General features: G+C 71.5%; 18 protein-coding genes, 1 tRNA gene and 1 pseudogene. 7 read left to right on the forward strand and 13 right to left on the reverse strand.

Annotation, left to right across the window (positions count from 1 at the left end):
• Window positions 1–966 precede the first annotated feature (966 nt).
• A pseudogene (locus tag OIE69_RS18950) lies at window positions 967–2,033 on the forward strand (tyrosine-type recombinase/integrase); the annotation flags it as partial.
• A gap of 78 nt (window positions 2,034–2,111) precedes the next feature.
• Here OIE69_RS18950 and OIE69_RS18955 read toward each other — a convergent pair.
• Window positions 2,112–2,187, reverse strand: a tRNA-Thr gene (locus tag OIE69_RS18955).
• Window positions 2,188–2,409: 222 nt separating this feature from the next.
• On the opposite strand from OIE69_RS18955, the gene OIE69_RS18960 reads away from it, so the two are divergent.
• The 3 genes from OIE69_RS18960 to OIE69_RS18970 all read left to right on the forward strand — a co-directional run bounded on the left by OIE69_RS18960 (window position 2,410) and on the right by OIE69_RS18970 (window position 4,946).
• Window positions 2,410–3,528, forward strand: a complete 1,119-nt coding sequence (locus tag OIE69_RS18960; RefSeq protein ID WP_089227639.1) for an ABC transporter ATP-binding protein — start codon at window positions 2,410–2,412, stop codon at window positions 3,526–3,528.
• A 236-nt stretch (window positions 3,529–3,764) separates the two neighbouring features.
• Complete coding sequence (locus OIE69_RS18965; RefSeq protein WP_326573058.1) at window positions 3,765–4,178, forward strand: hypothetical protein; 414 nt, start codon at window positions 3,765–3,767, stop codon at window positions 4,176–4,178.
• 30 nt (window positions 4,179–4,208) lie between these two features.
• A complete protein-coding gene (locus tag OIE69_RS18970) occupies window positions 4,209–4,946 on the forward strand; it encodes a nucleotidyltransferase family protein (protein ID WP_326573059.1) in 738 nt (245 codons plus the stop codon).
• A 117-nt stretch (window positions 4,947–5,063) separates the two neighbouring features.
• Here the strand turns inward: OIE69_RS18970 and OIE69_RS18975 are convergent, their stop codons facing one another.
• From OIE69_RS18975 to OIE69_RS19000, 6 genes are all read right to left on the reverse strand, one after another.
• A complete protein-coding gene (locus OIE69_RS18975) occupies window positions 5,064–6,737 on the reverse strand; it encodes a DoxX family protein (RefSeq protein ID WP_326573060.1) in 1,674 nt (557 codons plus the stop codon).
• A gap of 152 nt (window positions 6,738–6,889) precedes the next feature.
• A complete protein-coding gene (gene rlmB, locus OIE69_RS18980) occupies window positions 6,890–7,846 on the reverse strand; it encodes a 23S rRNA (guanosine(2251)-2'-O)-methyltransferase RlmB (protein ID WP_089227643.1) in 957 nt (318 codons plus the stop codon).
• 76 nt (window positions 7,847–7,922) lie between these two features.
• Window positions 7,923–9,317: a cysteine--tRNA ligase gene (gene cysS, locus OIE69_RS18985; protein WP_089227644.1), complete on the reverse strand. Its 1,395-nt coding sequence runs from the start codon at window positions 9,315–9,317 to the stop codon at window positions 7,923–7,925.
• Between the two features lie 178 nt (window positions 9,318–9,495).
• Window positions 9,496–10,020: a 2-C-methyl-D-erythritol 2,4-cyclodiphosphate synthase gene (gene ispF / locus OIE69_RS18990; protein WP_326573061.1), complete on the reverse strand. Its 525-nt coding sequence runs from the start codon at window positions 10,018–10,020 to the stop codon at window positions 9,496–9,498.
• Window positions 10,010–10,741, reverse strand: a complete 732-nt coding sequence (gene ispD, locus OIE69_RS18995) for a 2-C-methyl-D-erythritol 4-phosphate cytidylyltransferase (protein ID WP_326581264.1) — start codon at window positions 10,739–10,741, stop codon at window positions 10,010–10,012. The genes ispF and ispD overlap by 11 nt, the downstream gene beginning before the upstream one ends.
• 222 nt (window positions 10,742–10,963) lie before the next feature.
• Window positions 10,964–11,446 (reverse strand): CarD family transcriptional regulator, encoded by a 483-nt coding sequence (locus tag OIE69_RS19000; protein ID WP_018559600.1) that lies wholly within the window; start codon window positions 11,444–11,446, stop codon window positions 10,964–10,966.
• A gap of 607 nt (window positions 11,447–12,053) precedes the next feature.
• Between OIE69_RS19000 and OIE69_RS19005 the strand changes: the two genes are divergently transcribed.
• Window positions 12,054–12,641, forward strand: a complete 588-nt coding sequence (locus tag OIE69_RS19005) for a DUF461 domain-containing protein (RefSeq protein WP_326573062.1) — start codon at window positions 12,054–12,056, stop codon at window positions 12,639–12,641.
• Between the two features lie 81 nt (window positions 12,642–12,722).
• Here OIE69_RS19005 and OIE69_RS19010 read toward each other — a convergent pair whose 3' ends face one another.
• Entirely contained in the window at window positions 12,723–13,403 is a 681-nt protein-coding gene (locus OIE69_RS19010) for a response regulator transcription factor (protein ID WP_018559602.1), read from the reverse strand.
• Window positions 13,400–14,686 (reverse strand): sensor histidine kinase, encoded by a 1,287-nt coding sequence (locus OIE69_RS19015; RefSeq protein ID WP_089227648.1) that lies wholly within the window; start codon window positions 14,684–14,686, stop codon window positions 13,400–13,402. Before OIE69_RS19015 ends, OIE69_RS19010 begins: the two co-directional genes overlap by 4 nt.
• Before the next feature lie 205 nt (window positions 14,687–14,891).
• On the opposite strand from OIE69_RS19015, the gene phoU reads away from it, so the two are divergent.
• Both phoU and OIE69_RS19025 read left to right on the forward strand, forming a co-directional pair.
• A complete protein-coding gene (gene phoU, locus OIE69_RS19020; protein ID WP_018559604.1) occupies window positions 14,892–15,572 on the forward strand; it encodes a phosphate signaling complex protein PhoU in 681 nt (226 codons plus the stop codon).
• Between the two features lie 179 nt (window positions 15,573–15,751).
• Entirely contained in the window at window positions 15,752–15,922 is a 171-nt protein-coding gene (locus tag OIE69_RS19025) for a hypothetical protein (protein WP_158689751.1), read from the forward strand.
• 88 nt (window positions 15,923–16,010) lie between these two features.
• Here the strand turns inward: OIE69_RS19025 and OIE69_RS19030 are convergent, their stop codons facing one another.
• The 4 genes from OIE69_RS19030 to OIE69_RS19045 are packed head-to-tail and all read right to left on the reverse strand — an operon-like array spanning window position 16,011 to window position 17,755.
• A complete protein-coding gene (locus OIE69_RS19030) occupies window positions 16,011–16,490 on the reverse strand; it encodes a VOC family protein (RefSeq protein WP_326573063.1) in 480 nt (159 codons plus the stop codon).
• Between the two features lie 35 nt (window positions 16,491–16,525).
• A complete protein-coding gene (locus tag OIE69_RS19035) occupies window positions 16,526–17,212 on the reverse strand; it encodes a class I SAM-dependent methyltransferase (protein WP_326573064.1) in 687 nt (228 codons plus the stop codon).
• Window positions 17,213–17,231: 19 nt separating this feature from the next.
• The gene (locus OIE69_RS19040) at window positions 17,232–17,639 is read right to left on the reverse strand and encodes a hypothetical protein (RefSeq protein WP_326573065.1); all 408 of its coding nucleotides are present in this window, start codon (window positions 17,637–17,639) and stop codon (window positions 17,232–17,234) included.
• On the reverse strand, window positions 17,615–17,755 hold the full coding sequence (locus OIE69_RS19045; protein ID WP_326573066.1) for a hypothetical protein: 141 nt from the start codon (window positions 17,753–17,755) through the stop codon (window positions 17,615–17,617). Before OIE69_RS19045 ends, OIE69_RS19040 begins: the two co-directional genes overlap by 25 nt.
• Window positions 17,756–18,375 lie beyond the last annotated feature (620 nt).

Here is an 18,375-nt window from a genome sequence, read left to right on the forward strand (position 1 = left end):
TCCCCGTGGGTCCCCGTTCGGCACCGGCTCACCTGGCACGGCTGTGGCACGCCCGATCCCCCCGATGCGAACTATGGGCGACGGTCGCTGAGTTCTACCTGGCCAGTCCGTTGGGCACCCAGGTGCGATATCGGTTGACGTCGGTCGTGGCGGTTGCTGTACTCCGTTGCTGTACAACCGTGCCCGAACGAACCAGGGGTCGAGAAGCGGATGGCTGTCATAGTGCTTGCCGAGAGCCTCGAACCCGGGAACGTCGTGGAGTTGTCGACTCAATACGGCAGCCGGGCCATCCGCCTGACGCAGGTCGAGCACCGCGTCAACGGGATCAAGTTCGTTGGACGTGCCACCCATGATTCGTCGCTGTATTCCTTCGGGATGAAGTACGGACAACCTGCGACACGCCTTGACCGTTAACAACCGTCTCGGGTGAGCGGCGCGCCGGCGGGGAACTGAGGTCGGCGGAGAGACTTTGGGCTGGAGCTGCCATGGGGCGAGAGATCGGGGCCCGTAAGCTGCTGGCGACTCGGGCGGTCTGTGGACCTGCCCGTTAAGGCCCGATGTGGGCCCCGATCTTCGAGGCTCGCCCCATGGTGGCTGCCTAAAATCTCGGAGTCGACCGCCCCGGCCACCGCGGTTCTCACCTCATGCCCTCGGCCTACCTCGTGGGCGCGCGGCGGCGGACGGCGGTGCCGAGCGGGGCGAAGACTGGAGCGTGGGCGCGGCCGGACGTCGGCCGCGCGCCCGGCGGAGCGTGAGCGACGCCGGGTGCCTTGATGAGGTAGAGAAACCTGTAACAACTGCTGCTGCAAGAAAGATCGTCTAGGCCAGACGTCAGGCTTCGCCCGAGACACGAGCCGAGCTGGTCTTGGCGCTGGATCGAAGACGATCTCATTCAGTCCCAGCAGCTGCTCAACGGTGACGGAACCAGCGTCGCCGTGGGGTTTTGGTGGGCAGGGCCATGCTCTCGGTTTCCTCCAACCCGACGGCACCCGGGCCCGCAAGTTCGCCTACGGCAAGACCTGGACCGAGTGCGACACCAAGCGCCGGGACCTGCTGGCCAAAGTGGAGTCCGGCATCCCGGTGCCCACCCGGTCCGCCAAGCTCGCCGAGTGGCTGCCGTACTGGCTGGAGAACGTCATCAAGCCCAACCGGCAGCGATCCACGGCCGGCAAGTACGCCATGCACGTACGCCTCTACCTGGTGCCCTTGCTCGGCTCCAAGCAGCTGGAATCCCTGGGACCGCGCGACGTACGGACCTTCGTCGCCGAGGCGTCCCGCCGTACGACGCCTGCCACCGCCAAGGAGGCCCACCGCGTGCTCCGTACGGCCCTCACCGCGGCCTGCCGGGAGGAACGGGTCACCCGGAACATCGCCTCCCTCGTGGAGCCACCCAAGGTCGTCGGCCAGGAGCTCCTGGACGTTGGACGAGACGCTGACGTTCCTGGAGGAGGCTCGTCACGATCCGCTGTACGCCCGCCTTCGTCCTGGCGGTCGCCATGGGGCTGAGGCGCGGGGAGATCCTGGGGCTCCGCTGGTCGGACGTGGACCTCGACAACCGGGTCTTGCGGGTCAGCAAGCAGGTGCAGCGCGTCGGCGGCGAGCTGTACGAGGACACCACCAAGAGCGGCCGGGCCCGGCCCGTCCCTCTGCCCCTGATCTGCCTTGCGGCCCTGCGCTGGCACCGGCTGCGGCAGACCGAGGCGGCACGGCGGAAGGGCAGCGACCTCGCCCCTCACTCGTACGTCTTCACCACCCAGACGGGGCGCCCGGTCGAGCCGAGGAACATCAACCGGTCCTTCTTCCGGCTCGCCGCTTCGGCCGGCCTTCGGCGGATCCGTCTGCACGATGCCCGGCACGGCTGCGCGACGCTGCTGACGGCGGCCGGCGTTGCTCCCCGTGTGGTCATGGAGATCCTGGGGCACAGCCAGATCAGCATCACGACGGACGTCTGCACGCACGTGACATCGGACACACAGCGTGAGGCCATCAGTCACATGGACCGTCTGCTCGGGCGCCGCCTCGACCGTGAGTGACCGCCCCCGTTGATGTCACCCGTGGATGTCAAACGCCCCGGACCGATCATGGTCCGGGGCGTTGTCGCTGGTCCCAACTGGAGCCGCCTGTCGGGTTCGAACCGACGACCTTCGCTTTACAAGAGCGGTGCTCTACCAGCTGAGCTAAGGCGGCACGGCGCCGTCCCCGCTCCGGGGTGCCCGGGTGACGGGTGGGGCCATGAGAAGTGTACCCAGGCGGGGAGGGGGGAGGGTCCGGGAATTGAGGGCCGGGAGGGTGCTGACAAAGCGGGGCGGGCCAGGTAGCGTCGCGGAAGGTCCACACCCTGTGGACTAGACCTCATTCCTTTACTCGGATCGTCCGGCACGTTCCTGCCGGTGAAGGGACCACTGCACCATGGCTACTGTCACTTTCGACAAGGCGACCCGGATCTACCCCGGGTCCGAGCGCCCGGCCGTAGACGCGCTCCAGATCGACATCGAGGACGGCGAGTTCCTCGTCCTCGTCGGCCCCTCGGGCTGCGGCAAGTCGACCTCGCTCCGCATGCTGGCCGGCCTCGAGGACGTCAACGGCGGCGCCATCCGGATCGGTGACCGGGACGTCACCCACCTTCCGCCCAAGGACCGGGACATCGCCATGGTGTTCCAGAACTACGCGCTCTACCCGCACATGACCGTCGCGGACAACATGGGCTTCGCCCTGAAGATCGCGGGCGTCAACAAGGCGGACATCCGCAAGCGCGTCGAGGAAGCCGCCAAGATCCTGGACCTCACCGAGTACCTGGGCCGCAAGCCCAAGGCGCTCTCGGGTGGTCAGCGCCAGCGTGTGGCGATGGGCCGCGCGATCGTGCGTGAGCCGCAGGTCTTCCTCATGGACGAGCCGCTGTCCAACCTGGACGCCAAGCTCCGTGTCCAGACCCGTACGCAGATCGCCTCCCTGCAGCGCCGCCTCGGCACCACCACGGTCTACGTCACCCACGACCAGACCGAGGCCATGACCATGGGCGACCGCGTGGCGGTGCTCAAGGACGGTCTGCTGCAGCAGGTCGACACCCCGCGGCACATGTACGACCGCCCGGCCAACCTCTTCGTCGCGGGCTTCATCGGCTCCCCGGCGATGAACCTGGTCGAGGTGCCGATCGCCGACGGCGGCGTGAAGTTCGGCAACTCCGTGGTGCCGGTCGAGCGCGACGCGGTGCAGGCCGCGGCCGACAAGGGCGACCGCACGGTCACCGTCGGCGTCCGCCCCGAGCACTTCGACATCGTCACCAGCGACGGCTCGGGCCTGTCGAAGGACGCGCCGGCCGGCCTGGCCGTCACCGTGAACGTCGTCGAGGAGCTGGGCGCGGACGGTTTCGTCTACGGCTCGGCCGAGGTCGGCGGCGAGCACAAGGACCTGGTCATCCGCGTCGGCGGCCGCCAGGTGCCGGAGAAGGGCTCCGTGCTGCACGTCGTGCCGCGTGCCGGCGAGAGCCACGTCTTCTCCACCTCCACCGGTGAGCGACTGAGCGACTGAGCGGCCGAGCGGTGACCGACCGGTCACCCCGCCGCTGAGGACCCAGGTGGCCCGGCCCCCGCGCAAGGGGGGCCGGGCCACGCCCGTTCCGGGGACCGAATCAGGCCGCATTTCCGGTCATACAATGGCGTTTCGACCGTGTTCGTCAATGCACTCGTAGTCGATCAAGGGGCATTCATCACTCATCAGAGTGGCTAAATGTCGCCAAATCATCACTCCTCGCTACCATCACTGCCGTGAACCAGGTAGCCCGCCGCATCGGCAAGTCACTCGCCCTCGTCCTCCCGGTCGTCCTCGTGCTCTCCGGCACCCTCGCCGTCACCCGCGTCCCGTGGGCGACTTCGGCGTCCGAGGCCCAAGTCCTCACCGCCTCGCACCAGAAGGAGACGGCGACCGCACGGTCGGCCCCGCAGGAGGTGCTCCGCCGCAAACTGCTGGGCGAGGTGCAGCAGAAGAACCCCGGCGTCGCCCTGACGCACCTTCAGCGTGAGATGGCCGAGCGGCCCTCGCTGGCGCAGTACTGCGGCTCGATCGCCCGGTCCCTGGGCCGTGCCGCGGTCGCCAAGTACGGCTCGGTGCACCGTGCCCAGGCCTGGTCGCGGCCGGTCTGCGACACCGCCTTCGCGACGGGCGTGGCCTCGGTCGGATGACCCGTCGCGCGGGTCGCGTAGGGTGCGCCCATGACCGGCACGCCCGCGACCTCCCAGGCGGTGACCCAGGCCGTCCTCCTCGCCGGAGGACAGGGCTCCCGCCTGCGGCCCTACACCGACACCCGCCCCAAGCCGATGATCGAGATCCCGGGAACCGGGATCCCGATCATCGGCCATCAACTCGCCTGGCTGGCCGCCGAGGGCGTCACCGACGCCGTGATCTCGTGCGGCCATCTCGCCGAGGTCCTCCAGGAGTGGCTCGCCGGCGCGGCGGCCGGGCTGCCGCTGCGGGTGACCACGGTCGTCGAGCGCGAACCGCTCGGCCGCGGTGGCGGCCTGAGGTACGCCGCCGCCTCCCTGCCCCGGCCCCAGGAGCCCTGGTACGCCACCAACGGCGACATCTGGACGCGGTTCTCCCTGCGGGAGATGGCCGCCTTCCACGTCGAGCGGGCCGCGGTCGCCACCCTGGCGCTGGCCCGCCCGCGCATCCCGTGGGGCGCCGTGGAGACCGACGAGTTCGGCCACGTCCTGGACTTCATCGAGTCGCCGCCCTCGCCGTTCCTGATCAACGCGGGCGTCTACGTCTTCTCCCCCGAGTTCACCGAACTGCTCCCCGAGCGCGGTGACCACGAGCGCACGACCTTCCCCCAACTCGCCCGGGAGCGGCGCCTCGCGGGCTTCCCGCTGCCCCAGGGTGCGTACTGGCGGGCCATCGACACCGCCAAGGACCTGGCCGAGGCCGCGAAGGAACTCGCCTCCCGGCCCTGACCACCGGCCGCCAGGACGCAGAGCGGGCAGAACGGGCCACAACGGCCCACCACGGGCACGAAGAGGCGGCCGGAGGAAGGAACCTCCGGCCGCCTCTTCCCGTGTGCCGTACGGGCGTTACGCGACCTTCCCCGAGCCGTGCCGCGCCGGGGCGCCGAGCAGCCACCCGGAGGTCTCCCCGCTGCCCAGCAGCCCGCCGAGCGCGCCGCCGCTGTCGGAGGAACCGCCGCCGGTGCCGCCACCGCCGGTGCCGCCGCCCTGCGTGGGCGGGTTGCTGGGCACCGTGGGACGGGACGGGACGGACGGCGCGGTCTGCGCGGGCCCGCCGCCGGTGCCGCCGCCGCTGCCGGTGTTGGCCGAGGACGACCCGGGACGCGACTGCGTGGCGTTGGGCACCCTGGACGCCGCCCCCGGGGCCGACGGCGAGGAGGACGGCGAGGACGAGGGACCGCCGGAACGGCCCGCCGAGGGCGTCGTGGAGGGCCGGGAGGACTTCTCCCCGGGCACCTCGGGCAGCGGCGAGCCCTCGAGGTCGTTGGTCGGCAGGTCGGTCGGAGCGGGGAGCTGGGACCGCGGGCTGGTGGACCGTACGGCGGTGCCGAGCGTGGCCCCCACCACGAGCGACATCCCGACCAGCACGGTGGCCAGCACCGCGCCGCGGCGCAGCACCCGGCGCCGCAGCTCCGCCAGCGGGGCGCGCGGGCCGAGCTTGCGCCAGGCCTCGCTCGCCAGGCGCCCGTCGGCGGAGTAGACCGGCGCCCCCGCGATGACCAGGGGGCTCCAGGCGGCGAGCAGGATGATGTCGGGAGTGTCGTACGCCGGGACGGTCCGCCAGCTCACCGTCACCAGCAGCGCCGCCGACAGCAGGGCGCCGATCGACGCCGCGAACCGCTGCCAGAGTCCGAAGACCGTCAGCACACCCGCGATGACCTGCAGGAAGGCCACCGTCAGCCCGGCGCCGATGGGGTGCGCGAGGGCGAGGTCCCGCAGCGGCTCGGCCATGCCCCACGGGTGGAGCGAGGCGAGCCAGGTGACCATCGAGCCGCGCTTGCCGCCGTCGAAGTAGACGGGGTCGCAGAGCTTGCCCATGCCGGCGTAGATGGAGATGAAGCCGAGGAAGATGCGCAGCGGCAGCAGGACGATGCCGAGGTTCATCCGGCGGCCGGGGTAGTAGGCGTGCCGGATGGGATCCGTGCGTTCCCGGTTGCGGCCGCGGCCGTACTCCTCGCCGGGCTCCTCGTACGGGTCGAAGTCGGGGTCCTCGTCGCCGGGGCCGGCGGGCGGCGCGGTGTACGCGAACTCGTTGGTGTCCTCGGGGTCGAGGAAGTCGTCGTAGGCGCCGCGCGCGGGACGGATGCCGCCGAGCATCTCGCCGGGCGCCGGCGGCCGGCGCGGCGGGCCGACGACGGGCTGCGGCGGCTCCTCGATCCGCGGCAGCACCTGCGTCGCGGCACCGAGGTCGAGACCGTCCACCTGACCGTTGCGCACCGCGGCGAACAGCTGGCCGGCGGCGGCGTCGCCGGGCTGGCTGCGCCCGGACCACACCAGGGGCGCGCCGCGCCGCTGCGCGGCGGCGGAGGGGCGGACGGAGGTCGGGATGACGGGGACGCGCTGGGTCCTCGTCAGGGCCCGCCCCGACGCCGCGCCGAGCTGCACGCGGAAGCTCGCGTGATTGACGATGACCTGGGCCGGGTCGGAGGAGACCTTGAGCATGTTGAGAACAGGCTCGTCGGTGATCGACGACGACCGTCCCCCCGGAGGAGTGCGGGGTGTTCTGGTGTCCACACTCATCTAACCGAGTGACACCCGATAAGGACACTGTGTGACGGGCCCCGTTGTGTCCGAGGCCCGTCAACCGAGGTTGCCGCCGGGGCGCGTCAGGGGGCGCGTCCCGGTCCGGAGGCCGGGGGCGCGCCCGTTCGGGCCCCGCGGCGCGCCGGGGCTCAGGCCCGGCGGCGCGACGCCTCGTAGAGCACGATGCCCGCGGCGACGCCGGCGTTCAGCGACTCCGCGCCGCCCGGCATCGGAATGCGCACCCGCAGGTCGCAGGTCTCGCCGACGAGCCGGGACAGGCCCTTGCCCTCCGAACCCGCGACGACGACGACCGGTCCGGCCAGCGCCTCGAGGTCCTGCAGCTCGACCTCGCCGTCGGCGGCCAGGCCGACGACCGTGAGGCCCGCCTTCTGGTAGGCCTCCAGGGTCCGGGTGAGGTTGGTGGCCCGGGCCACCTGGACCTGCGCGGCGGTGCCGGCCGAGGTCTTCCAGGCGCCCGCGGTCATCCCGGCGGCGCGGCGCTCGGGCACCACGACCCCGTGGCCGCCGAAGGCGGCGACCGAACGGACGACGGCGCCGAGGTTGCGCGGGTCGGTGACCCCGTCCAGCGCCATGATCAGCGGGTCCTCGCCCGCGTCGAAGGCCGCGGCGGCGAGGTCCTCGGGGTGCGCGTACTCGTACGGCGGGATCTGCAGCACCAGGCCCTGGTGGTTGAGCCCGTTGGTGATGCGGTCCAGCTCGGGGCGCGGGGCCTCCATCAGCGGGATGCCCCGGTCGGTGGCGAGCTTGATCGCCTCGCGCACGCGCTCGTCGTTGTCGATGAACTGCTGGACGTAGACCGCCGAGGCCGGGATGTCGGCGCGCAGCGCCTCCACCACCGGATTACGGCCGGCCACCAGCTCGGAGGTCGACTTGGCGCCCCGGCCCGAGGGGCGGCGGGACTGCGTGGACGCGGCGCGCTTCACCTTGGCGTTGGCGGCCCGCTGCTTGGCGTGCCCCTTGCGTGCCTCCGCGGGCGGGGTGGGGCCCTTGCCCTCCAGGCCCCTGCGCCGCTGCCCGCCGCTACCGACCGTCGCGCCCTTCTTGTTGGACGTGCGGCGGTTCCTGCGCTGGCTGTTGCCGGCCATGGGTCACCTGTTTCCTGCTGCTGTTGCTGCTACTGCGTGAACGTACGTATGTGTCAATGATGACGCGGGCGCCCGGCTACCGGGAGCCGAGCGTCCAGCGCGGACCCGAGGGCGTGTCCTCGATCTCCAGCCCGGACTGCTGGAGCCGGTCGCGGATGGCGTCGGCGGTCGCGTAGTCCTTGCGGCCCCGGGCCGACTCCCGCTGCTCCAGCACCAGCCGGACGAGGGAGTCCACGACCCCGTGCAGGTCCTCGCCGCGGCCGTCGCCGGCCCAGTGCGGGTCCAGCGGGTCGAGGCCCAGGACGCCGAGCATCGCGCGCACCTCGGCGAGGCGGGCGACGGCACTCTCCTTGTCGTCCGCGGTGAGCGCCGAGTTGCCCTGCCGGACGGTGGTGTGGACGATGGCCAGCGCCTGCGGCACGCCCATGTCGTCGTCCATCGCCTCGGCGAAGGCCGGCGGCACCTCGGCGGCCGGCTCGACCGGGCCCGCCATCTCGACGACCCGCTGCACGAAGCCCTCGATGCGCGCGAACGCCGACTCGGCCTCGCGCAGCGACTCCTCGCTGTACTCGATCATCGAGCGGTAGTGCGGGGTGCCGAGGTAGTAGCGCAGCACGATGGGCCGCCAGCGCTTGGTCATCTCGCTCACGAGGACCGAGTTGCCGAGCGACTTGCTCATCTTCTCGCCGCTCATCGTGACCCAGGCGTTGTGCACCCAGTACTGCGCGAAGTCGTCGCCGAAGGCCTTGGCCTGGGCGATCTCGTTCTCGTGGTGCGGGAAGATCAGGTCGATGCCGCCGCCGTGGATGTCGAAGGCGGTGCCCAGGTACTTGTGGGCCATCGCGGAGCACTCCAGGTGCCAGCCGGGACGGCCGGGGCCCCACGGAGTCTCCCAGAACGGCTCGCCGGGTTTGACGGCCTTCCACATCGCGAAGTCGCGGGCGTCCCGCTTGCCGGTCTCGCCCTCGCTCTCCGGCTGGCGGAGGTTGTCGAGCTCCTGGTTGGACAGCTCCAGGTAGTCCGGGAAGGAGCGGACGTCGAAGTAGACGTTGCCCTCGGACTCGTAGGCGTGACCGCGCTCGATGAGGCCGCGCATCATCTCGATCATCTCGGGGACGTGGCCGGTGGCGCGCGGCTCGTACGTGGGCGGCAGGCAGCCGAGCGCGTCGTAACCCTCGTTGAAGGCCCGCTCGTTCTCGTAGCCGATCGCCCACCAGGGGCGGCCCTGCTCGCCGGACTTGGCGATGATCTTGTCGTCGATGTCGGTGACGTTGCGGACGAACGTCACGTCGTAGCCGCGGTAGGCGAACCAGCGGCGCATGATGTCGAAGTTCAGGCCGGACCGGATGTGCCCGATGTGCGGGGCTGCCTGCACGGTCGCGCCGCACAGGTAGATCGAGACGCAGCCCGGCCGGAGCGGGGTGAAGTCACGGACCTGGCGCGCGTCGGTGTCGTACAGGCGAATAGTCACGCATCAAGGGTAGTGGCCCCGGGTGCGTGCGCCGTCCGCTCCGCGTGAGCTTCACGGTGTTGTGACGCTCGCGGGGGCCGTGGCACCGGCCGCCCGGCCTGCCGGCCGGCGGCCGCTTCACCCGTACGGCGGACGGCGCGGCCCCGCGGGCGGCGGCTCAACTCGTCCGCGCCGCCGGTCACTTCGCGCGTCGGACCACCAGTGCGGTCGCCACGGCGGCCAGTCCCTCGCCGCGCCCGGTGAAGCCCAGACCGTCGGTCGTCGCGCCGGAGACGGCCACGGGGGCGCCCACCGCGGCGGACAGGATCTTCTGTGCCTCGTCGCGCCGCTTGCCGATCTTGGGGCGCGGGCCGATGACCTGGACGGCCACGTTGCCGATGTCGTAGCCCGCCTCGCGGACGATCCGGGCCGCCTCCGTGAGCAAGGTCACACCGGAGGCGCCGGACCACTCCGGGCGCCCGGTGCCGAAGTGCGCGCCCAGGTCGCCCATGCCGGCGGCGGAGAACAGCGCGTTGCAGGCGGCGTGCGCGACCACGTCGGCGTCGGAGTGGCCGGCCAGGCCGTCCCCCTCGCCCTCCCAGAGCAGGCCGGCGACCCACAGTTCGCGGCCCGCCTCGAAGGCGTGGATGTCGGTGCCGATGCCCACCTGGGGCAGCACGGGGACGTGCGGGGCCGGGGCGGCGGCGGTCGGCTCAGTAGTCATCGGTGGCCCTCCTGCGGGCGAGGACGGCCTCGGCGAGGACCAGGTCCAGCGGGCGGGTGACCTTGAAGGCCTCCTCGTGCCCCGGCACGACCAGCACCTGGACGCCGAGCCGCTCCACCATGCTCGCGTCGTCCGTGACCGCCCCGGTGACCGTGGTGTGCGCCTTGAGCAGCGTCGCCCGGTCGAAGCCCTGGGGGGTCTGGACGGCGCGCAGCAGCGAGCGGTCCGGGGTGCCGACGACGGCTTCGGTGGCCGGGTCGATCTCCTTGACCGTGTCGGCGAGCGGCAGCCCCGGCACGACGGCCGGGGCGCCGTCGCGCACAGCGGCGGCGACGGCGTCGACCATGTCGACCGGCACCAGCGGGCGGGCGGCGTCGTGGACGAGCACCACCTCGACCTCGTCCGGCAGCGCGGTCAGGCCGAGCCGTACCGATTCCTGCCGGCTCTCGCCGCCGGCGACGATCCTTATGTCCTTCGCCTCGGGCAGGCCGTGGCTGTCGAGCAGCGCCCTGACCTCGGCGACCCCGTCGGGGGGCGCCACCACCACGACCAGGGACACCGCGCGGGCGCGGGTCATGGCACGCACCGCGTGCACGAGGATCGGGACGCCGCCCAGGGTGCGCAGCGCCTTGGGCGCACCGGGGCCGAGCCGGACTCCACGTCCGGCGGCGGGAATGACTGCCGCGGTAGTCAGGTTTGTGTCCTTGGCCGAAATGGGTATCGCCTCAACGTGCCGGGCGCGAAGCCCCTGTCGGACCCTTCCGTGACCCCGACAGGGCCAGCTGCCCGGGCCCGGCACCCAGTATGCAGGGGGAAGCGACGCGCGAACGAAGACGAGGGGGCTCCTCGGCGTCGTCGAAGTGCCAGGCCACCGTGAGGGCGCCCCGGCATGCCGCAGTGCCCGGCGTATGGAACGCACCGGGCACCACGGCGGAAATCCGCGTCAGGACGCGAGGACCTCGTCGAGGAGGGTCTCGGCCTTGTCCTCGTTGGTGTTCTCCGCGAGCGCGAGTTCACTGACCAGGATCTGGCGGGCCTTGGCGAGCATGCGCTTCTCGCCGGCCGACAGCCCGCGCTCCCGCTCGCGACGCCACAGGTCACGCACGACTTCCGCGACCTTGATGACGTCGCCGGAGGCGAGCTTCTCCAGATTTGCCTTGTAGCGGCGGGACCAGTTGGTGGGCTCCTCGGTGTACGGTGCGCGCAGCACCTCGAAGACCCGGTCCAGCCCTTCCTGACCGACCACGTCGCGCACGCCGACGAACTCCGCATTGTCCGCGGGCACGCGTACCGTCAAGTCGCCCTGGGCGACCTTGAGCACCAAGTAGGTCTTGTCCACGCCTTTGATCTGGCGAGTTTCGATGGCCTCGATCAGCGCGGCCCCGTGATGGGGATAGACCACGGTGTCGCCAACCTTGAACGTCATGTGACAGGTACCCCTTCCGTGGCTATCCAGGGTAACACGGGAACGGCTGGTTCTGAATGGCGTTTTCGCAGGTCAGGGCATATTTCGGGGCTTGACAAGTGCGACCGGAACGTGCTGCGAAGGGCCGGCGGAAGGCGGAATTCGCAGGTCGGAGCGGGTGCCGAGGGGGCCTGAAACGCCCCCGTTACACCCTGCGGACGGCCCGGACAAGGGGAGGAACATCCCGATTTGTCGCTCTCTTGCGGGGGGTCTCCCGCTACTCCGTTCGGCCGCCACGGGCTTGATGCGAACCATTTTCGCACCACGCCGGATTTCCGTCCGGCGGATGAACGGTAAATGGATCTTGCCGGTGTGGCGGGAATCGTTCGGTGGAATCCCGGAATGGATTCCGCCGCGCCCGGGCCGGACTGTCCGGCGGTCCCGCGGAAGGCCCTCGGCGGCCTCTGGAACGCCCCCGGGACACCCGGGCGGGTGAAGCCCCGGCCCACCCGGGGGTGGCCCGGTGCGGGCGCGCCGGACGGGCTCGGTAACCTGATCCCGCACCAGGTAACCCGTAAGTCCCGTACGTCCGTACCTCCCGTACCCCGCCCAAGGAGACGCCGCCGCCGTGAGCAGCAGCCTTCGACGCGGCGCCCTCGCCGCCGCCCTCGCACTCTCGCTCTTCCCGCTCGCCGCCTGCGCCGCCGGGAACAACGCGGAGACGCTGCGCGTCAGGCCGGACAACGCCGCGACCAGCGTCGGCGACATCGAGGTCCAGAACGTCGTGGTGCTCACCCAGGCCACCTCCGACGGCTCCTCCTCGGTGACGGCCAAGATCTTCAACAACGGCGACGACCAGCAGACCCTGGACTCCGTGAAGGTCGGTGAGCTGGACGCCGAACTGTCCGGCCCGATCACGCTCCCCGGCCACAGCTCCGTGCTGCTCGGCGGCGACGGCAACCCGTCCGCCGTCTTCAAGGGCGGCTCGGAGAGCAAGAACGACGGGGACTTCAAGAACGTCGTCTTCGACTTCAGCAAGACCGGCGAGGTCTCCCTTCCGAGCCTCGCGCTGCCCGCCGCCGGCTACTACGCCTCCTTCGGGCCGAGCGAGAAGCCCTCGCCCACCGAGACCGCGAGCCCGGGCGAGTCGCCCGCCGAGGGCGTCACGGCCTCGCCCACCGAGACCGAGACGATCACCGAGTCGCCCGCCGGCTGAGGCACCCGGCACACGAAGGGGCCCCGGGAGCGATGCGCTCCCGGGGCCCCTTCACGTCCGGCGGTGCCGGCCGCGGCCGGTTTACGGCTCGAACTTGTAGCCCAGGCCACGGACCGTCACCAGGTAGCGCGGCGCACCCGGGTCCGGTTCGATCTTGGCGCGGAGCCGCTTGACGTGGACGTCGAGGGTCTTGGTGTCGCCGACGTAGTCGGCGCCCCAGACCCGGTCGATCAGCTGCATGCGGGTGAGGACGCGGCCCGCGTTGCGCAGCAGCATCTCCAGGAGGTCGAACTCCTTGAGCGGCAGGTCGACCTTGCCGCCGCCCACCGTGACGACGTGCCGGTCGACGTCCATGCGGACCGGGCCGGCCTCCAGCGCCGAAGGCGAGATCTCCTCGGGCTCGCCGCGGCGGCGCAGCACCGCACGGATGCGGGCGACCAGCTCACGCGAGGAGTAGGGCTTGGTGACGTAGTCGTCCGCTCCTATTTCGAGACCGACAACCTTGTCGATCTCGCTGTCCTTCGCGGTGACCATGATCACCGGGACGGTGGACTTCAGCCGCAGCTGGCGGCAGACCTCCGTGCCGGGCAGGCCCGGCAGCATCAGGTCGAGCAGGACCAGGTCGGCGCCGTTGCGCTCGAACTCGTCCAGCGCGTCGGGCCCGGTCGCCGCGATGGCGACCTCGAAGCCCTCTTTGCGGAGCATGTACGACAGGGCGTCACTGAAGGACTCTTCGTCCTCGACGACGAGTACTCGGGTCACGGAAGGACCTCCGGGGCGGGGATGTGATCGGGAAACGTCTCGTAGAGCGCGGAGGAGGAGCCGGAGCCGGGCCCGGGCTCCCCGTCCTCCGCCGCCACGGCGGTGGAGCGGTCCCGGCCGTCCCGGGACACCGCGGCTTCGGGCAGCCGCAGGGTGAAGGTGGAGCCCTGGCCTTCGGCGCTCCACACCGTGACCTCCCCGCCGTGGGAGGCGGCCACGTGCTTGACGATGGACAGACCGAGCCCGGTGCCGCCCGTGGCGCGCGAACGCGCCGGGTCGACCCGGTAGAACCGCTCGAAGATGCGGTCCCGGTCCTTTTCGGAGATGCCGGTTCCCTGGTCGGTCACGGAGATCTCGATCAGGTCGCCGCCGGGTGCGGCGACCCTGCGGCCCGCGATCCCCACGCGGGTGCGGGCCGGGCTGTAGTTGACCGCGTTCTCGACGAGGTTGCCGAGTGCGGCCGCGAGCTGGCTGCGGTTGCCCCAGATGTACAGGTCGGGGGCACCGCCGGTGGCCATGGTGATCTGCTTGGCGTTCGCCGGGTGGCGGCAGCGGTCCACGGCCTCGGCGACGAGGTCGTCGACGGCTACGGGCTCGGCGTCGTCGAGGGGGTTGTCGTCCTGGACCCGGGAGAGGTCGATGATCTCCTGGACCAGGCTGGTCAGCCGGGCGGCCTCGATCTGCATCCGGCCCGCGAAGCGCTCGACGGCCTCCGGGTCGTCACTGGCGTCCATCACCGCTTCGGAGAGCAGCGACAGCGCGCCGACCGGGGTCTTGAGCTCATGGCTGACGTTGGCGACAAAGTCTCGCCGTACCGCCTCGATGCGCCGGGCGTCGGTCAGGTCCTCGACCAGCAGCAGCACCAGGCGCGAGCCCAGTGGTGCCACCCGGGCGGAGACCGCCAGGCCCTCCCCGCGGCCGGCGCCCCGGCGTGGCAGGTCCAGTTCCACCTGCCGTATCTCGCCGTCCCGCCGGGTCTCCCGGGCCATCTGCAGCATCTGGTCGACGGCGAGCCTGCCGCCGCGGACCAGCCCGAGGGCGTACGCCGCCGAGCTCGCCTTGACCACCGTGTCGCCCTCGTCGAGGACGACGGCCGACGAGCGCAGCACGGACAGCACCGTGTCCACGCCCGGCGGTAGTACGGCTGCGGCGTCGGGCCGCAGGGATGTGCGTGTGGGGCGGGCCTGTTCCCGCTCGCTCCAGCGGAACGCGAGCACAGCGATCACACCGGTGCAGAGCCCGGCGATCGCACTGGCTGCGGCGACTGCCGCGTTCACGTCCATACACCCAGGTTAGGGGGACGAAATGAGTGGCCCACAGGGTCGGAGCGTCTTCTCGAACGCGCGTTGCCAAGAGTTCACCGTGGTGTCAGTACCGGTTCATTCCGGATGCTCGGGCGGTACGCGTGCCCGCGCGAGGTTGGGAGCGTGTCAGCGTGGGAGGACAATCCTCTTTTCGAATGGCTGAAGCGGCAACGGAAGGAATGCGATGCGCGACGCATATCACGAGGAACTCGACTCGATCGGTGACGGCCTGGTCGAGATGGCCAGGCTGGTCGGCTCCGCGATCGGGCGGGCCACCACGGCACTGCTCGACGCCGACCTCAAGCTCGCGGAGAGCGTGATCGCCGCCGACGAGAAGGTGGACGACCTGCAGCGCGAGCTGGAGAACCGGGCCATCACCCTGCTCGCCCGCCAGCAGCCCGTCGCGACCGACCTGCGGATCGTCGTCACCAGCCTGCGCATGAGCGCGGACCTGGAGCGCGCCGGCGACCTCGCCCGGCATGTGGCGAAACTCGCACGGCTGCGCTTCCCCAACACCGCCGTCCCGCGCGACCTGCACAGCACGATCCTGGAGATGGGCCAGCTGGCTCAGCGCCTGATGGCGAAGGCCGCCGAGGTCATCGTCACCAAGGACGTCGACGACGCGCTGCAGCTGGAGGCGGACGACGACCGCATGGACGAGCTGCACCGCACGCTCTTCCAGCACCTGCTGGACGACCGCTGGAAGCACGGCATCGAGACGGCCGTGGACGTCACGCTCGTCGGCCGCTACTACGAGCGCTTCGCCGACCACGCGGTCTCGGTCGCCAAGCGCGTCGTCTACCTCGTCACGGGCGAGCACGCGGACGAGCTGTCCCCGCCTCCCACCCCGATGCCGGCGGACTAGGCGCCGGAACGGCGGTTGCCGAACAGCAGCGGAACGGCCGTACGGCGCGGGACGGCGCGCGGGGAGTGTGCCCCCTCAGGGGTAAACGCTTCCGCGCGCCGTTGATGCGCCGGGGTGGGGCGTCGTTCACTGGTGAAAGGCATGCAGGCAGCCGTCGCCAACGGCAGAGGAGGGTAACCATGCCCGAGTCCCCCACGTCACCCACCGCCCGCGACCAGCCGTCCCCCGAGGGGACCCCGCAGTCCCCCGGCATCCGTGAACTGCCGCTGCTCGGAGCGTGCGGCTGCGGATCGGGCTGCGGATGCGGCTGCCAGTCCGGAGCGCCCTGCCGCTGCGGCGGCAGCTGCTGACTCCACCGACTCCACGCCACCCGCGTTCTTCACGCTCGGGGGCCCGTCCGGTCACTCCGGACGGGCCCCCGACGCCGTCTTCTCCCGCTCACGCCCCGTCGTACGCGCGGCGCAGCGCGGCGAGGTCCAGCTTCTTCATGGAGTGCATCGCCGCCGTGGCCCGCCTGGCCTTCTCCGGGTCGGCGTCCCCGATCATCTCCAGCAGCACCTCGGGGAACACCTGCCACGACACCCCGAACCGGTCCTTCAGCCACCCGCAGGGGCCCTCCTCGCCGCCGTCGGTGAGCTTCTCCCAGTAGTGGTCGACCTCGGCCTGGTCGGCGCAGCGGATCTGGAACGAGACCGCCTCGCTGAAGGTGAACTCCGGACCGCCGTTGAGCGCCACGAACTTCTGGCCGTTGGCCGTGAACTCCACGGCCACCACGGACCCGGCGGGCCCCGGCCCGGCCTCGGTGTAGCGGCCGATCGTGCCGATGGCCGAGTTCTTGAAGACCGAGACGTAGAAGTCCGCCGCCTCCTCGGCCTTCCCGTCGAACCACAGGCACGTGGTGAATCCGTCGGTGGTCATCGCTGCCTCCTCCTGACGCATGGGCGCGTACGCCCTTATGACCGGCCCGGGGCGGGAAACTCATCGGCGGCCCGGCGGCCGCCGTCCCGGGTCATGAGCAGGTGGCCCCTGCGGAAGCGCTCGTCCGGTCCGGGCTCGCGCAGCATCCGGGCGGTCTCGGTGAAGCCGGCGGAGACCGCCAGGGCGGCGAGGTCGTCGATCGGCCAGCGGTAGGCCGTCGTCACCTTGTGGTCGAACGCGTCGAGGGGTTCGCCGCCGGATTCGAAGAAGCCCAGCAGGAGGTGGCCGCCCGGGGCCAGGGTCCGGCGGAACTCGTCGAAGTACGCGGGCAGGTCGCATGGCGGGGTGTGGATGACGGAGTACCAGGACAGGATGCCGTCCAGCTCGCCGTCGGCGACGTCGTGCAGGGCGTCCATGGAGCCGACGTCGAAGCGCAGGTCCGGATGCGCCTCCCGGGCGAGGCCGATCATCACGGGCGACAGGTCGACGCCGAACGCGTCCAGCCCGAGGTCCCGGAGGTGCGCGGTGACGTACCCCGGGCCGCACCCGAGGTCGGCGACGGTCCCGCCGCCGGCCGCCCGCACGGAGTCGGCGAAGGCCGCTATCACCGCGCGGTCCAGCGGGAGCGAGTCGAGCGAGTCGCTGAACAGCCGGGCGTAGAGAACGGCGACGGCGTCGTACGCACCGGCCGTCGAGACGGGATGGAGGGAGGGCTCGGTCATGGGGAACGACCTTAGGCCCCTAGGAATCGGCGAACCAGGAGCCGATCGACTCCCACCGGAAGGCGTCCCGCCGGCCGGCCCCGCCGGCCGTCCAGCCCTGGAGGGCCGCGACGACCTTCTCGGCCGAGACCGTACGCGTCAGGTAGTGCTCGGCGGGGGCGAGATCGCGGTACTCGAGCTGGTACGTGCCGTCCGGGCGGTGCCACACCTGGGCGTAGCACTGCTCGTCCGCGGCGCACTCCAGCACCAGGTGCCCGTCGCGGGGGAGGTTCAGCACCGCCTTCTCCAGCGCGCTGCCGTACGGGCTGCCGTCACCGGGGCGGTGACCGGGGTGCGCAAGGGGGTCGATGTCCACGGGGTCCTCTCCTTCGAGTCGGGCGGGCGGCAGTCCGCAGGCGTCGATCAACTGGAAGACGAGGTCCTCCACGAACGGGTCCGCCCGCTGGCGAGCACCTCGCGCAACGCCTCACGGTCCGCGGTGAAACCGGCCTCGGCGGCCCAGTCGGCGATCTCCTGCGCGGTCCCGGGCACCCCCGCGAGCATCCAGCGGACGTTCCTCTCCTTATCGCCCTCCCCGGGGGCGGGTCGTCCACGGGCGGCGGCGACCCGGCGATCTCGTAGTCGGCGGCCATCTCCGGGTCGGGGAAGGCGGACCATTCCGCGCCGGACGGCGCGCGGCCGCGTACGAGGCAGACGTCGCTGTCGAAGACGCTCGCGATCAGGACGGGCGAACCGGTCGCGGCGACCAGTGCGTCCAGCCACCGATCGTCGTCGTTGTCCGGGAGCTCCGTGCCGAGTTGCAGCGTCTGCCGGCCCCCGGGCCGCGGCCGGCACACGTTCAGGTACTCGTCGAACTCCTCGATGCACCGGGCGGGGTCACCGAGCACGGGCAGCCGCTCCAACGATGCGTCGCAGCGCGCCAGAACGAAATCGCCGGTGTACCCCATGGCTCCCCTCCCCGAAGGCTGCCGCCGATGCTAGCGACGGCCACCGACACCGGCCCGGCGAGCGTGGACCGCGACGTCCTCGACCACCGGATCGTGTTCGCGCCGTGGACGATCCCGAAAGCCCCGGGCTGCTCGATCCGCGGCCCCCGACGTGGTCTCCGCCCGTTACGAAGTGCCCGCAGGGAGCAGCCGGACGACGGGGCTTCTGCTCCTGAG

Source organism: Actinacidiphila glaucinigra (assembly GCF_035918135.1).
GTDB classification, from domain to species: Bacteria; Actinomycetota; Actinomycetes; order Streptomycetales; family Streptomycetaceae; genus Actinacidiphila; species Actinacidiphila glaucinigra.

Coding starts and splice junctions, on each gene's coding strand:
- OIE69_RS18960 (WP_089227639.1), top strand. CDS start 2,410: ATGGCTACTGTCACTTTCGACAAGGCGACCCGGATCTACCCCGGGTCC.
- OIE69_RS18970 (WP_326573059.1), top strand. CDS start 4,209: ATGACCGGCACGCCCGCGACCTCCCAGGCGGTGACCCAGGCCGTCCTC.
- OIE69_RS18975 (WP_326573060.1), bottom strand. CDS start 6,737: ATGAGTGTGGACACCAGAACACCCCGCACTCCTCCGGGGGGACGGTCG.
- rlmB (WP_089227643.1), bottom strand. CDS start 7,846: ATGGCCGGCAACAGCCAGCGCAGGAACCGCCGCACGTCCAACAAGAAG.
- ispF (WP_326573061.1), bottom strand. CDS start 10,020: ATGACTACTGAGCCGACCGCCGCCGCCCCGGCCCCGCACGTCCCCGTG.
- OIE69_RS19000 (WP_018559600.1), bottom strand. CDS start 11,446: ATGACGTTCAAGGTTGGCGACACCGTGGTCTATCCCCATCACGGGGCC.
- OIE69_RS19015 (WP_089227648.1), bottom strand. CDS start 14,686: ATGGACGTGAACGCGGCAGTCGCCGCAGCCAGTGCGATCGCCGGGCTC.
- phoU (WP_018559604.1), top strand. CDS start 14,892: ATGCGCGACGCATATCACGAGGAACTCGACTCGATCGGTGACGGCCTG.
- OIE69_RS19025 (WP_158689751.1), top strand. CDS start 15,752: ATGCCCGAGTCCCCCACGTCACCCACCGCCCGCGACCAGCCGTCCCCC.
- OIE69_RS19030 (WP_326573063.1), bottom strand. CDS start 16,490: ATGACCACCGACGGATTCACCACGTGCCTGTGGTTCGACGGGAAGGCC.
- OIE69_RS19035 (WP_326573064.1), bottom strand. CDS start 17,212: ATGACCGAGCCCTCCCTCCATCCCGTCTCGACGGCCGGTGCGTACGAC.
- OIE69_RS19045 (WP_326573066.1), bottom strand. CDS start 17,755: ATGCTCGCGGGGGTGCCCGGGACCGCGCAGGAGATCGCCGACTGGGCC.